This window comes from Paenibacillus amylolyticus (genome assembly GCF_001570725.1).
GTDB classification, from domain to species: domain Bacteria; phylum Bacillota; class Bacilli; order Paenibacillales; family Paenibacillaceae; genus Paenibacillus; species Paenibacillus amylolyticus_A.
In genome coordinates, this window is sequence record NZ_BCNV01000001.1 from 3,666,124 (window position 1) to 3,681,105 (window position 14,982).

The 14,982-nt window shown below is 45.7% G+C and carries 12 protein-coding genes; 3 read left to right on the forward strand and 9 right to left on the reverse strand.

Translation table 11 applies throughout. From position 1 onward, the window contains the following. Positions 1–134 precede the first annotated feature (134 nt). The 5 genes from PAHA3_RS16285 to PAHA3_RS16305 all read right to left on the reverse strand — a co-directional run bounded on the left by PAHA3_RS16285 (position 135) and on the right by PAHA3_RS16305 (position 6,703). Positions 135–1,691, reverse strand: coding sequence for an acetamidase/formamidase family protein (locus tag PAHA3_RS16285; RefSeq protein WP_082762825.1), 1,557 nt, complete (start codon positions 1,689–1,691; stop codon positions 135–137). A 499-nt stretch (positions 1,692–2,190) separates the two neighbouring features. Next, positions 2,191–2,778 carry an imm11 family protein gene (locus PAHA3_RS16290; RefSeq protein WP_062835629.1) on the reverse strand — a complete coding sequence of 196 codons (588 nt, stop codon included), beginning with the start codon at positions 2,776–2,778 and terminating at the stop codon, positions 2,191–2,193. Between the two features lie 33 nt (positions 2,779–2,811). After that, positions 2,812–3,867, reverse strand: coding sequence for an NAD(P)/FAD-dependent oxidoreductase (locus PAHA3_RS16295; RefSeq protein WP_062835630.1), 1,056 nt, complete (start codon positions 3,865–3,867; stop codon positions 2,812–2,814). 80 nt (positions 3,868–3,947) lie between these two features. Then, the gene (locus PAHA3_RS16300; RefSeq protein ID WP_062835631.1) at positions 3,948–5,555 is read right to left on the reverse strand and encodes a helix-turn-helix domain-containing protein; all 1,608 of its coding nucleotides are present in this window, start codon (positions 5,553–5,555) and stop codon (positions 3,948–3,950) included. A 113-nt stretch (positions 5,556–5,668) separates the two neighbouring features. Then, entirely contained in the window at positions 5,669–6,703 is a 1,035-nt protein-coding gene (locus PAHA3_RS16305) for an ABC transporter substrate-binding protein (RefSeq protein WP_062835632.1), read from the reverse strand. A 356-nt stretch (positions 6,704–7,059) separates the two neighbouring features. Between PAHA3_RS16305 and PAHA3_RS16310 the strand changes: the two genes are divergently transcribed. Beyond that, positions 7,060–8,958 carry an AraC family transcriptional regulator gene (locus PAHA3_RS16310; RefSeq protein WP_153028223.1) on the forward strand — a complete coding sequence of 633 codons (1,899 nt, stop codon included), beginning with the start codon at positions 7,060–7,062 and terminating at the stop codon, positions 8,956–8,958. A 180-nt stretch (positions 8,959–9,138) separates the two neighbouring features. Here the strand turns inward: PAHA3_RS16310 and PAHA3_RS16315 are convergent, their stop codons facing one another. The 3 genes from PAHA3_RS16315 to PAHA3_RS16325 all read right to left on the reverse strand — a co-directional run bounded on the left by PAHA3_RS16315 (position 9,139) and on the right by PAHA3_RS16325 (position 11,844). Then, positions 9,139–10,572: an exosporium glycoprotein BclB-related protein gene (locus tag PAHA3_RS16315; protein WP_062835634.1), complete on the reverse strand. Its 1,434-nt coding sequence runs from the start codon at positions 10,570–10,572 to the stop codon at positions 9,139–9,141. 34 nt (positions 10,573–10,606) lie between these two features. Then, positions 10,607–10,966 carry a hypothetical protein gene (locus PAHA3_RS16320; protein ID WP_062835635.1) on the reverse strand — a complete coding sequence of 120 codons (360 nt, stop codon included), beginning with the start codon at positions 10,964–10,966 and terminating at the stop codon, positions 10,607–10,609. 338 nt (positions 10,967–11,304) lie between these two features. Next, a complete protein-coding gene (locus PAHA3_RS16325) occupies positions 11,305–11,844 on the reverse strand; it encodes a YbhB/YbcL family Raf kinase inhibitor-like protein (protein WP_062835636.1) in 540 nt (179 codons plus the stop codon). A 140-nt stretch (positions 11,845–11,984) separates the two neighbouring features. On the opposite strand from PAHA3_RS16325, the gene PAHA3_RS16330 reads away from it, so the two are divergent. Then, on the forward strand, positions 11,985–12,863 hold the full coding sequence (locus PAHA3_RS16330) for a LysR family transcriptional regulator (RefSeq protein WP_062835637.1): 879 nt from the start codon (positions 11,985–11,987) through the stop codon (positions 12,861–12,863). Positions 12,864–12,906: 43 nt separating this feature from the next. Here the strand turns inward: PAHA3_RS16330 and PAHA3_RS16335 are convergent, their stop codons facing one another. Then, complete coding sequence (locus PAHA3_RS16335) at positions 12,907–13,848, reverse strand: dihydrodipicolinate synthase family protein (protein WP_371327918.1); 942 nt, start codon at positions 13,846–13,848, stop codon at positions 12,907–12,909. 180 nt (positions 13,849–14,028) lie between these two features. Here PAHA3_RS16335 and PAHA3_RS16340 point away from each other — a divergent pair, with 180 nt between their 5' ends. Next, a complete protein-coding gene (locus PAHA3_RS16340; protein WP_062835639.1) occupies positions 14,029–14,859 on the forward strand; it encodes an AraC family transcriptional regulator in 831 nt (276 codons plus the stop codon). The last annotated feature ends 123 nt before the right edge of the window (positions 14,860–14,982 follow it).

The following is a 14,982-nucleotide window of genomic DNA, read 5'->3' on the forward strand; positions in this document are numbered from 1 at the left end:
CAGTATATCGATGTTGAATACATCGCCAGGTGGCTTATCTGCCCCGGCGATGTATTTTTCTATGTTTTGATTCATGATAACAAAAAAACCGTGATGGACATCTGTCCACCACGGTTGAATAATGAAATCTATTATTACTTTGTACTTAACGATACATTTGCTGTTAACGTCTTGTCGATCGTCGTCCAGTTTACATAAGCACCTAGTATTTCATTAATAATAGAAACCGGAACTACGGTTTCGCCTTTTAAAAGCTTTGGTACGTTACGATTGAACACTAGTTTATCGTTAATTGAATACACATCTGAACCAATTTGAGCACTTATATTTTTCGCGCCTAATTTGATTTGCGTTGTACGCGTCTTATTATCCCACACCACTGTACCGCCCAATAGCTCGGAAATGATTCGAATCGGTACGTAGAACTCATCGTTATGAACAACCGGTTCGATTGTCATACCACCTACATTCATGGCAACGTCAACATATTCAAGGAAATCGGTCTTTCGAATGAGACCATGAACGCCTTTCGTTCGGTCCACGACCTGAGATACTTCGTAATCCGTTGCGGCCGATAGATACGCATAAGCTACACTTCTATCCATATCAAGCTTATCGGATAAGAATTGAATCGATTCACGTACGGATTCTTTCATTGCTTCATCCAAATCAGGGTCCAGTCCAATTGGAATCCAATAATCCTCTGTTTCAGCAAAGGGTTGCGTGAATTCTCCACGATGTGGTAGTGATGGATCACCTTTCTTTAACACCGTTAACCGAACTGTCCCCCTTAAGGAAGCTTCCAATGCAGTTAACGCTACTTCCCCATCTCCTTGAGCAAAGTGTGGATCTCCAGTATAGAATAGCCCACCTTTAACTTGAATCGGATAATAGATAGTTGCACCAACACCCAACTCGTTAATATCCATATTCCCTCCTGTTTCAATAGGTGGGATAGAACTCACAACTTCGCTGGTATTTGGTGCAACCCCCATAACACCTAGAAACGGGTTAATTGGAAAACGAACATTTTTGCCAGCTTTTGTTGGTAATACACCATACCAATTGCCGTTGATTTCTTCAATAGGCGTAAATATAGACACATTATTATATAATTCCGGTTTTGTTGCGCTAGCTCCCTCTTGTGGGCCTGTATTTTCTGGAAATTCGTTAGGAAGGGCACCTTTACCATGGCGGTTAGAAATGACACCATATGGAACTCGAGTCTGCAAAGAAAGGACTTCTACTTTAAGAACATCTCCTGGCTCCGCTCCCTCAACCGCTACTGGCCCAGTGATAATATGAGGTCCGTCTTCTACATAATCATGCTTAATCGCAGAAGCCGCAATCACCTTCGCATCATCCAACACTCCATCGGGTGAGATACCGAATTTGCCGAAGTACTCCACGGGATTTCTCCCTTGATCCTCCATCAGTCCCTCATGCGATACCGTATCAAATGTTACAGCACTTCCGGATGGTACAGTAAGAATCGGAGAGCTGTCTCGATTAGGCAGTGATCCCCAGCGAATGTTCTCAATCGCAGACGTTACATAATGATCACCTTCTACCTTATCGATGGTAGTTGGTTGCAGCGGCATACTGAAGCCCACTGAAGGTAAAGCACATGTAAGCATACCTATAATCCCTACTGAAACCCCAAATTTCCTAATGGTTCGGTTAATAAACATTACATCCCCCCACTACTTATGTAATATTACCTAACACTTAAATACACACTATCATATAAATATATATACAACAATGTTTTTTTGTTAATAAAAACAACATTATAAAGCTATATATCAAGAAAAATATATAAATATAAATTTTATGTCAATATACTTATCATATATAAGGCATATAAAATTTAAATATATTTAGTAAACTTGAGGATTCTCCTTCAGAAATTTGAACAAACGAAATTAAGTTACAGGGAAATTATGTATGTATTTCATGTATCTGATCCCGCCTTAGGAATACGACTGCGCTCCGTTCAGGCATAATCACCTGTCCACATGTGATTGCACTGGAAAAAGCGGGATTCTCAAATGTGAAGCTGTATTCCGGAAGTTGGAGAAATTGAATTAATTATCAGGAGAATCCAGTGGCTATCGGGGAAAAATAAAGACTAAAGAGCCCACGTTTTGCGTGGGCTTCTTTGTGCTTTCATTATATCCATGTAGCATTTTAGATGCTTACATTTCCGACCTCTGTCACGTTCATATTCAGCCCATGTTTTCGGCATACATCGTAAAAATCTTTTGAAACAATGGGTTTGAAGATATTTATATAATCCAGCATAAAAAATTCATGCTCGCCAATTCGCTCTTCATGAAGGCAGATTTGAGATACAACTTTGACGATCTTACGTGGAGGCTGTTGTACAGATGCAGCAATGACCGCTTTGCGTCCATATTCCGAACGTTCATAATCGAAAACATCCAAACGATCAAGCTGATGTACAGTCCAATAGTTTTTTTCAACTGAACGACCGTCGTGGTAACACACCGTTGTCGGAATAAACTGGGTGTTTGTCTTCGTTTCCTCCAACAGCGTTTTAAAACGATCTGATACGTGTCTCGTTCCTGTAATCGTCTCAAAATAATCCACGTTCAGGTTGCGCACCGTAGACAGCAACTCAACCTCTGCCGTTGTCCCCTCTGGCAACAGATTCTCTAACGCCAAATAATTCATATCTAATTGGGGAGTGAAGGTCGTTCCGCCACTAATAAACCCTCTAAGTGGATATTGAGATTCCAGAAAATAATAGTTCATAGAAAGAAGTCTCCTTTCCGAATTAGGTGCTTTTCAAGTGTGGAGTGATCTTAAAAACCGGGAGAGTCGGCAAGGTTCTAATTCATTTCTTGTGCCATCAATAATTTCACTTGCAGCCAGATGCGCAATCAGCGGTGCCAGCGTAATTGCAGAATGCATCACCGTCAGATAAAGTCCATTACTATGATCTTGGAAGCCCACGATCGGATAACCGTCTTCAGGCATGGGTCTCCATCCAACCTTTATGCTTTCCAGTTCCAGTTGATTTCCATGTTTTAGACTACGACGCAATGTGTCGAACGCTCGCTTACCGACCGCCTGCGGTCCGTTTTCCTCCGACTCGTCGATATAATCTTCTGCAGCCAGCAGCGTATAATCCGTCAGTTGACGCGCTTCAAATTGCGTATTGGAGATTAATGTGTGTATCAGTTTATTTGCAGTTTTCATCCGAATCAGAATGGAAGGTGACGACGTTACCGGCACGTGACAACCTAACGGGTTACAAAGTTCGGGTGTACCTGTTCCAGCGGCCAATACCACGACATCCGACTCCACAAAACCCTTGGACGTATGAACGCCAATCAGGCGGGAACCCTCCTGCTGCAGCTGTGTAACGTTGGTTTCGAACTGAACTTTTGCTCCGAACGCTTGCGCTTTGCTCAACAACAGCTCCGTTACCGCTATAGGGTCCAGCGCACCTTCTTCGCTCACAAAAACCGCTTCATCCGGATATTCCTTCAGATTCGGTTCCAATGCCTCAAGCTGCTCCCGGTTTAATTTTTGAGAGCGATGTTGCTCCCTTAGAGGCGGAGTGTCCCAAGTTAGCGCTCCATGCCAATGAATTTTCAGTTCGGACAGCTCTTGCTGAAGTGTGTGGTATTCTTCCACAGCTGCATCGTACAAATGCCAGTATTCAGGAGCCACTCTATGCGTCGTATGTATCCAGGCAAATGATTTTTCCGTGACTTCACGCGCCGCGGCGGGGTGTCGTTCAATAACAGTGACATCTTGATTTCGTTTGGATAGATGATAGGCCATACACGCCCCAACAATCCCTGCACCAACAATCACAATTTTTTGTTTATTCAAAACTAACTCTCCCTTGTTACCCTATCACCCCAAGGAATCGATTTTCCAAAGTTCGGAAGGGTTTGCTCCTATTTCGTTGATTAGACATTCTCCACTAACTTGATCATCTCGTCCAATTGCCCATCGACCGCGAGCGGTGTGTACATCCACCATTTGTCGTAGGATACCTTATGTACGTTTTTATTACGAACAACATTTAAGTTCCTCCATACTTCCGAACGACACAGCTTGCGAAAGGCGGCTTCGGCATACGGGTTTTGCCCATTGACCATGATAAACAATCGATCCGCGTCATAATGGTGAAGTTCTTCGAATGGAAGCTTTTCCGAGAACGCATTATGACCATTATAGTCATTAATGAATTGCTGCACGAGCGGATGAGGCCTCAATTGAAGAGAGCGGTACAGCACATGCCCCATGTTCCGGTCACCTGCCACGCGAAAGCCCGTATCATCGATCACCAGTGCCGCATACGTATCTTGCAGTCCGATAGTGGAACAGAGTCGCTCCTTTGTCTGGGCAACCTTAAGCTGATGTTGTTCCATCCACTCTCTGCTTCTCTTACGTTTGTTAACAACGGCAGATACACTGTCTAACTGTTGGTATACGTCCTGAGATTGCCAGGGAATGCGTACCACCTCGGCGATCGTGGAAAATTGTTCGTATTCCCCTGTCGTCATATGCTCATATCCCAAAATAAGATCTGGCTCCATTTCGCGAATCGCCTCAAGATCGTATGGTGCCCATACAAACGGTTTCATCTCAGGCAAATACGGACGAACGTACTCGTTGCGGAATAAATGATAATCCGGTGCTCCGATCGGCGTCATGCCAAGTGCAAGCAAATGGGAGGTAAACAGCAGACCGATAACACGCGGCTCATGTTTCTTGACATAAACGCTGGGAGACACGCCTTCTTGCTGTTTGAACCTGCGACTGAAATAAAACTCGTCCTTGAATCCAACCTGTGTGGCAATAGAGTGTATGTCCCGGCTTGATGATCGCAGCAAACGTTTGGCATGATCCACTCGCACGCGATGCAAATAATCCATTGGGCTTGTTCCTGTTACCTGCCTGAAAATATGGCTATACTGCCTCGTGCCTACGCAGGCGATAGCAGCCAACTCCCCCACCTTCCAATTGTGCTGGTAATTTTCCTCCATATGAGTGATCGTCCGCAGCACAGCCTCCTTGGTATTCGCTGGCTGATTCACACAAGCCTTGACCGCAAATTGAAAGATCGCTTCCTGCAGCAGAATTCCCCGCCTAAAGCGGCTCATTCCCATATCGGTCGTCCGTAGCTCAGCAATTTGATCCAGTAGTTCCATCAGATTGGCCAAAGGCTGAATTGCAACCACTCGGTTTCCGATCATTGCCAGTGGATGTTCCTCTGGTTCTCCTTCCCAGTCTGCATCAAACTCCAGCTTATGCGCATGCACAATATGTCCAGGCTGATGTTCCCACTCCAAGATCGTTCCGGGGAGAACCAGAATACTGCTGCTTGGAACAATCGGAAGGCGTTGTCCGTCCACAACGGCAACGCCTTCTCCCTCATCAATAACCCACATTGCATAATTGTCGGGTGCAAACATCGTGCGTTCTATACCCGAATAAAACGTATATACATCAAGCCCAATCCAACGTAAACGCACATTATCCATGGGCAAATCGAAGTTCTGCCACTCCACCGTATGTCACCTTTTCCTAAATGAAAACAATTCTCATCTACAACTTATTGTACGACAATTCAGATATGCAGAAAAGCCCCCTTGATCCAGGGAGCTTTTACACCAGTTCTTCATTATTGCTTATGTTGTTTGAACAATTCCACCGCTTCATCCAGCAAAGCATCCGTGGAGAATAACGTGTACGACCACCATTTGTCATGTGGCACAATGAAGACGTTGCCGTTTTTGACCGCAGGGAGGTTTTTCCACAGGCTTGATTCCTGCATTTTCTCATAAAATTCCGTCGAACCCGGTTGGGTATCATTGACCTTAATGATCAAATAATCCGCGGTAAGCTCCGGCAATTTCTCCAGTGACTGCGGCTCCGTGTACACGACGAATCCATCGCTTTTATCAACCTCTTCCTGAACCCATGGCATACGCTTTAATCCAAGCAGATCGTGCAATACGAACCCCATGTTTCGGGTACCTGCGACTTGGAATGAATCCTTGAAGATTTCAACAGCCGCCACCGTCCGGTCTGCTCCAACAAGGTTACTCATCTCGGCTTTGCGTTCCGCTACTTTGGCCTCGTGTTTCGTTATCCATTCTTCTGCTTCCGCTTTTTTGCCCACGATATCGCCAATATATCTTAGTTGATCGTATAAATTGTCTTCCCATGGATAGATCACCGTTGGAGCGATTTTCTCCAATTGTTCGATCACATCCGATTCAACAAAGGAGGATGCGATGATCAGATCAGGCTGAAGTGTGGTCACTGCTTCCATATTCGGTGGGTAGTCTCCGGCGATTTCAACTTCGCTGGCTGCATTTTTCAAATAATAATCCTGATCGATTTCATATTGAAGTCCGCCTACTGGCGTAATACCCAGAGCCAACAGTTGCGTTGTTGCACTGATGGAAAAAATGCGCTGCGGGTTCACGGGGATCTCTTTTGTTCCGGTAGGATCCGTGAAAGATTTCGTTGGTGAAGCGTTGGCGGATGCCGTCTCTTCCTGACTCGCAGTTCCTGCGTCCGTTGATGATGAAGCTGTCTGGCTTCCGGTGGACGAACCGCTATCGGTCTGCGTGCCACATCCCGCCATAATAAAAATCAACACCAATATCATTGCCGCAGACATGATACTATACGTACCTCTTCGTTTCATTAAATAAATCTCCTCGCTTTGCAGTATTCAGTAATGAGAATCAATATCACTTAGAATAGAATACCGGACAGTCCTCTACTTTGCACATGGAGAATTCGGCGATTTTCTTTAGATCATTGAGAGGTCAAGACATCAAACATTTTTCGTCTTTATACTCGACAGTTATAAGAAGAATTCGGTACTAACGTGGAAACGTTTTGGAAAGTGACAAAAAGCCACTAATATTATTATATAATAGCCTCACCACATATAAGGCTGGCTTCAACAGCTCATGGAAGGAAGACAACTCTCTATTGAAAGCAACCTTGAATATACAAGAGCACATCCTCATCTGGAATTGTGCATCGCTCAAAATCATGGATGTACGACATATTGTCATACAAGCCGACGAGTGCGTACGTCCTTACCTGTTCCCTGCCAGCGCCTTTCTGTACGTAACGCATGGCAGTGCAACTGTGATTTTGGACGGAAATGAGCATGCTACCAAACCATTTTATATGCTTCATGGGGGCAAAAACACCCGTCTGGACATCATGCCAACGGACGAATCCTTTCATTATTACCTAATTTTCTATAAAGCCTCCTTCCCGCTACCTGGCAAGCAGCATACACTTCAACAACCGGATCAACCATTGCCCTTCCACCTCCAGTACGGTTTTATTCCATACCATCCTGCCATCCTCTACGAAATCGCTGAGCGTATGCTGGGTGAATGGAATAGACCGGGACGCATGGAGCGGCTCCATACCAAAACACTATTCTATCAATTTGTATATGAATTGCTCAGGCAAATGGATCAACAGCAGGTCAGCATTGTTAGACCTAACCTTGCTTCTCAGCTTATTCGCTATATGCAGGAGCACTACGCCCAGCCGCTGACGCGGGAAACACTCGCGCATACTTTCCATTACAGCGTCCCTTATCTGTCCAAGTACTTCCGACGTGAAACTGGCGCAAGTATAATCGATTACTTAATCGGTATTAGGATGAACAAAGCAGGAACGCTGCTGCAAAAGACCGAGCTATCTCTGCAAGAGGTCGCTGCAAGCGTCGGATATGGTGATGTATCCTATTTTATAAGAATCTTCAAAAAGCATACGGGAGTCACACCAAAGCAATTCAAGGATGAGTCCGGACAAGTGGCGAGAGGATCTTATCGTCCTATTCTTAGGCTTCGATCATCCATTGCTCCGCGTAAACTCCGTCGTTATATTGATATCAGAGATGATAATCATTATCAACATAGCGAAAAAGGAGATCTACGGATGTATAGAAGCAAACTACCTGTAGGAATTACCCTGCTGTTGTGCCTAACTCTATTGGTTAGCGCATGTTCCAGACCAGCAAACACGAATGGAAGCACTGGCAGTACGCAGAGTCCAACTGTAGGTGCAGAGAGTAATATCAGTAACACAACAACCGGCAGCTCGGAGATGGTAACCTATTCTGCGGTTAACGGTGAAGTACAAATCCCAAAAAAACCTCAAAGGGTCGTAATGGTGGCAGGAGCCTTTACCGGTCATTTGCTAGCGCTGGGCCTTAAGCCTGTTGGAACGGGTGATGAGTCCTTTAATAGTTATACAGAAGGAAAGCTCGATGACGTTGTCAACATCGGTAACGATGTACCCTACGAGAAAATCATGGAGTTGCAGCCGGATTTAATTGTCGTTTGGAATGACCCTGAAACGATCGAAAAGCTGTCCAAAATTGCGCCGACCGTCGCTGTTGAATATGGAGTACCTCTGCGGGAGCAATTGATGGATTTCGGCAAGATGACTGGTAGAGAAGAGCAAGCGAAGGCCTGGATCACAGAGTGGGACGCTAAAATCACTGAGTACAAACCACTCGTGGAACAAGCGGTAGGTGATCGCACTGTTTCGATTTTTGATACGGGAAGTGCCAAAGAATTTTATGCCTACGGGAGCTTTGGTAGAGGTGGAGACATTATTTATGGCGAGTTCGGTCTGAAGGCACCGCCGATTATTCAGAAGGAAGCCATTGATAGCGGCAAAGGATGGGCCAAGTTATCACTTGAATTGTTACCACAATACGCAGGAGACTATATCTTTATTAGTGGATGGACAGGTGATGAGAGTGGGGATTCCGTTTTTGAAGGTCCGATCTGGGATAACCTCCCTGCTGTCCAGAATAATCACGTTTATCGCGAGAACAGCCGTGGCTTCGTGTTTAGCGACCCGATTTCGTTGGAAGCCCAACTTAAATTTGTCGTAGACAGCCTAACCATAACAGAGTGAAATTCAGTAAACCACGTTATGTACGAGGCGAGGAGCAATCCTCGTCTTTTTATGTTTTTGTATATTTCTTATCTTTCATTTGAAGAGAGTTTGAAAACAAAAGCACACAAATAAACAGGGACCTCTCACCATGGTCGTAAGGGGTCCCTGTCTATGAACTTGTTATATAGTTAATTTCCGTTAAGTGATGGTAAGGCCGCCGCTTGCATATCCGGCTACGGTTGTAGCCACATCAATTCCGGCTGTTACGGATGCTGAGAAGACCATAAGCAGGCGATCACCGGCGGATACCGGAATACTCAGTCCTGTAGTCAAACCACTGGATATTGTGCCCAGCGCCAAAACGCCGGTCAGTGGAGGAGCCAAGGTTACCAATGCACCCGGTACAGCTGTAAAGGAGTTATTAGGTGCAGTGGAACGGAATAATTGTGCAGTTATAGTTACTGTAGATCCAACCAAGCTAAGTCCAGCTGTCGTGCTGAAATAACCGGCCAGTGAAGTAATCGTTCCTGCACGCGATGCGGAGAAAGCAAAGTTAAGCAACGTGCCCGCAGCGCCTGTGAGATCAATAATTCCTCCGTTCACACTTACTCCGGTAGCACTGTTGCCAAAACCAACTAAACTGGAAGTATTCAAAAGTCCACCCAAAACTGTAGTCAAAACCACTGGAAGTCCTGATGCATAAGGAATGATTGCTCCAGAACCTGATGCACCTGTAGCTCCGGTTGAACCTGCTGTGCCTGTTGCTCCTGTCACTCCCGTTGTTCCTGGTGTCCCTGTCGCTCCTGTTACACCCGCTGTACCTGGCGTGCCTGTAGCCCCTGTTACACCCGTTGTACCTGGTGTTCCCGTCGCCCCAGTTACTCCTGCTGTACCTTGTGCGCCTGTGGCTCCTGTCACTCCCGCCGTACCTGGTGTCCCTGTCGCTCCTGTTACACCCGTTGTTCCTGGTGTTCCTGTCGCCCCAGTCACTCCTGTTGTACCTGGTGTCCCTGTCGCCCCAGTCACTCCCGTTGTACCTGGTGTCCCTGTCGCCCCAGTCACTCCCGTTGTACCTGGTGTCCCTGTCGCTCCTGTTACACCCGTTGTTCCTGGTGTTCCTGTCGCCCCAGTCACTCCTGTTGTACCTGGTGTCCCTGTCGCCCCAGTCACTCCCGTTGTACCTGGTGTCCCTGTCGCTCCTGTTACTCCCGCAGTACCCGGCGTGCCTGTCGCTCCCGTAGCTCCGGTTGCGCCTGTGGCTCCGGTGACGCTTGGGATTTCACCCAGCAGTTCGGAAGAAACCAACCGATGGGCTGTTACCAAAGCGCCTGTGCTGCTCTTACCCCATACGGATACTTGAACAGGATCATTAACCGTCGCTGATGTTGTAAAAGTAAACTCGAAGGCATCAAAATTGGCATAATAATTGTTGGTAATTACTTGATTGGGTGTGATGTCAATAGACTCACTGACATACAGAACCCTTATTCCACCATCCAGGTAATACCCTTGTATTTGTATGGTTGAGGTTGCCACATCGCTGCGGTTATCGATTCTGACAGTAAGTGTCTGAGTCGGTCTTACACCGCTAACAGCATTATTTTCAATCGGCCCCGTTGATAAAAAGCTCATCGCTACATCTCCTCTTTTGGGTATATCTTATCTGTTAGATGTCCTTAACTGTTTTTTCGTGGGCTACCACTCGGTGTGCATCAACCAATTGTCCCGAAGCTTGTTTGCCCCACACTGAAATCCCTACTTCCTCTACACCTTCCACATCTGTTCCAAAAACAAACTCAAAAGCATCTAAATCTGCAAAATAATTTCTGGTCACTGCCTCGTTAGGTGCAATACTGATCACTTCACTCACATACAGCGTTCTAGTTGTACTTAGCACATAACCCTGAACGGATACGGTTACCGAGTTCACAGCAGCCCGACTTACCAATCTAATCGTTACCTGTTGTGTTGGTCTAACCCCGGAAACCGGATTGTTTTCTATCGGCCCAGTTGATAAAATAGCCATTTTCCCCATCCCACCTTTTTATGAACCTCATACTCTAGCAGTATTTGGCATAAGCTCACTTGATAGTAATATTCAATCTCTCTACCAACGGTGTGGACAAAAAACAGGGGTCAATCCACCATTTTCAACAAACAACAACCGTCTACGTCCAGGGCTTTAGCTATACAAAGACTGGAATATGTATACCAGGACCGATTCCCGAAAAAACTAAACGACCGTCCCCCATCAGATTACAGGGAAACGGCCGTCGCTTAAGAAGTTTTTTAATTACTGATGCAGTTATGACTTACGATTAGAAAATCCTTTCCGATGCAGTTGGATTAACTCTCATATACTTATTATCTTTCGAAGGTTACTACAATTACGGCTCTGCCTAAAGTATGAGTAAGCATATTAAAACCTAAAAAAGCGGGTGTTGAATCGGCAGGAATATGGATGTCATCAACATCCAGAGCATGGACAACAAAATAATAGCGGTGCGGTCCGTCTCCAATGGGTGGCGCGGCACCGATGAATCCTGCAAACGAGGCGTCGTTGTTCAATTGAGTGGCACCTGGCGGCAAATAAGCCCCCCCTTCGCTACCTGCACCTGTCGCCAGCTCTGTCACATCAGCAGGTATATTAAAAACAGACCAATGCCAAAATCCTGATCCCGTTGGTGCGTCTGGATCATATACGGTAACAGCATAGCTTTTTGTCCCTTCCGGGGCTCCAGACCATTTCAATTCAGGGGAAATATCTTGTCCACCTTCTACTCCAAATTTTCCGGAAAGCTGTGGAGCTGATAATACACTATTTTCACGAATATCCGAACTAGTCACATTAAAACTTGCTACTTCCGGCAATCTTGCAAACGGATTATTCTGTTCAATTCTCATCATGGACCTCCAGGATTACTACTTTTTTTTATATAGGAGCGGCCGTTCCATGCTCGAAGTATATCAAACTTTGTTCCATTGCGAAAATTGATAGTTTGGATTATAATCATTGTGATTTTGAATGATTGGGGAGAGACACAATGGATTTGAGGCATTTGGAGGCTTTCAAGACGGTATGCGAACAGTTACATTTTACAAAAGCAGCAGAACTTCTCAACATCGCACAACCTACTTTAAGTCAGCAAATCAAAGTGCTAGAGGATGAGATCGGGACACCTCTATTTGATCGCTTGGGTAAGCGCATTGCGGTAACAGAAGCAGGACAGATTCTTTATGAACAGTGCAACCGTATTTTCCGAAACCTGGACTATGCTTATGATGCAATTAATGACTTGCGTACCATGCAACGAGGAAAATTAATTTTGGGTGTGCTGCCGTGTGATATTGATGAACTTCTGACACCAGCCATCATTGAGTTCCATCAAGAGTTTCCGAATATCAAGATTTTGATTCGGGATTCCGATCGAATTGTCGAAGAGGTGTTGGAGGGAAACATTGATGTCGGTATCACTACCGTTCCAGTTATGGAAGACAGTAAGCTTGTTCATTTGCCTTTATATACAGAAGCATTTTCAGTAGCCGTATCAAAAAGCAGCGAATTATCAGCACGTTCACAAATAAGTGTGAAGGAACTCCAAGATTTGAATCTTGTATTGTTTCCTGATCATCACCCCTGCCGCCAGTTGGTCAATGCCAATTGTGTGGATCAAGGCTTCCATGTAAGGCCCATTATCGAAACGTCTGCCATGATTTCATTAATGAGATTGGTGAAAAGTAATATTGGGGCTACCATTTTGCCCAAACCACTCTTGCAAACGTGGGATGATCGCTTCTATCACGTCATCAATCTGGTTGATCCTACACCCGAACGAGATATTGGTATCGTGTATCGTTCTGACAAATTCTTGGGTCAAGCAGGTAGAGTGTTTATTGATAAACTAATGAAGAAGTTCAAGTAGTATTACCAATAAAAAAAGCCCGCGAGTGCGCGAGCTCCATTTCCTATCTAAAAGACTCATCCTTTGTAATCAAAGATTGCCGGAATAGCTGGCTCAGCTCCAGGAACTGATCTACCTCCAAACGGTGAACCGGTCTGAGCTCTTCGCTGCTTCTGGCTCTGGAATGAAGCGTAAGCTTCAGCCCTTCTTGTTGCAGCAAGTACTTCGCGTTGACCGGATAATGACGCCCCTCGAACAAGTGAAGTGGGCCAATCAAGGTCTGTAATCGTTCGGCTCTTGCTTGATCCTGCTGCCAATTTTCAACGATCCATACGTACAAGTCCGGATGGAAGTTGGTCAGAATCCCACTGTAGCCGTGCGCACCTGCTTGCAGCGATCCCAGATACGAAGTGCCGTTGGCATTATAAATTTTGAGCGGTGTCCCTTGAACGGCTGCGACCTTCTGACGAATCTGTTCCAGATCACAGCTTGTTTCCTTGAGAAAGAAAAAACGTCCGCTATCTGCGCACCACTTCAGCAGTTCTGGAGACAACAAGCGATGGTACGGGATTGGACATTCGTACAGCCCCAGCCTCACATCTGGCAACCGTTCCATGATGGTGCTCAGATTGCGTTTCCACACCGCATCGTCGTCATCTGGACCTGCTATACGGCTTGTCACAAGAATGACAGCATCGACACCTGTCTGCGCAATTGCCGTCAACTCCGTGATTTGTTCCTGCAAATCATCCGAATTATGACCGGAAGCAACAACCGGCACTCTCCCTTTTGTTTTCTCCACCACGAATTTGGCCAAGTCTACTCTCTCTTGTAGCGATAGATGGAGCATTTCACTAGAAAGACAAACCGCGAATAGACCGTGCACACCCTTATCTAAATACCACTCAATTAATTCTTCTAATGCCGTATAGTCAATCTCATTGTCCTCCGTAAACGGAGTGAGCATAACTGGCCACACGCCGTCCGGGAATAAAGTATCGTTCAACATACTGCCTCCTCGCTGACGCCAATTCCATTCTCAGAGATGGCGACCTCCTGATATAATGAGTTCATACCTATCCCTATTATAAAATTGTAAACGCTATTATCGAATGACATAATAACGCCATTTCATGACATCATGTCGCCATGCGTGTCGTGCTGGAGAGAGTGTGGGTGAATCGAAATGGACATCGTTCAATATCAATTCTCGAATTTTTCCAAAATCCATAACGTCGATCTGAAATTGTACTATTGCGGTACAGAGCAGTGCTTGCCTGGACATGAGGTAGGCCCTATGGTGCGTGATTATTACAAAATCCATTATATCCATAGCGGTAAGGGGCGTTTTCATACGGGAGGCCGAACGTACACGCTGGGCAAAGGGCAAGGGTTTCTGATCAGTCCCGAGAAACTAGCGCATTACCAAGCCGATAATGAAGATCCATGGACATACTCCTGGATCGCATTCAATGGCATGCAGGTGGAACGCTATCTCAAGCGATCCTCTTTATCCAACGAACAGCCGGTATTTTCGTCCAATCGAGACGAGTATATTCAATCCTGCTTTTTGGAGATGTTCAAAGCAACCGAGCATAACCTGACAGACGAACTTCGGCTGTTGGGCGCCCTCTATTCCTTCCTGTCCGTCATATTGGACCCAGCCTCCATGCCCGTTACCTCACCGGGGGCAAGAGGTCAATATGTGGAACAGGCCATTACATTCATCGAGCACAACTATGCAACGGATCTGACTGTCGAACAACTGGCTTCACGCTTGAAGATCAATCGCAAGTATCTGTCCAAAATCTTCAAAGACACCACCGGGTTCACACCTCAACAGTATGTGATTCAATACCGGATGAATCGTGCCAGCGAGCTTATTCAGAAGTCCTCCCTTTCGATGAATGAGATCGCATGCAGCGTCGGGTATAAAGACCCCTTTCAGTTCTCGCGTATGTTCAAAAAAGTGATGGGAGCAGCTCCACGAGACCACCGCAACGAAAAAAAGGAGTAACCTGCCCGAATCGTTCCATACGATGCTCCCAACCGCTTCAAATGTCAGATTCTTGACGATCAAGTCAGAACCGTACGTCCAGGTAGTCAGCGTCATGATCATGAACAATTTAAAAAGCCCGCA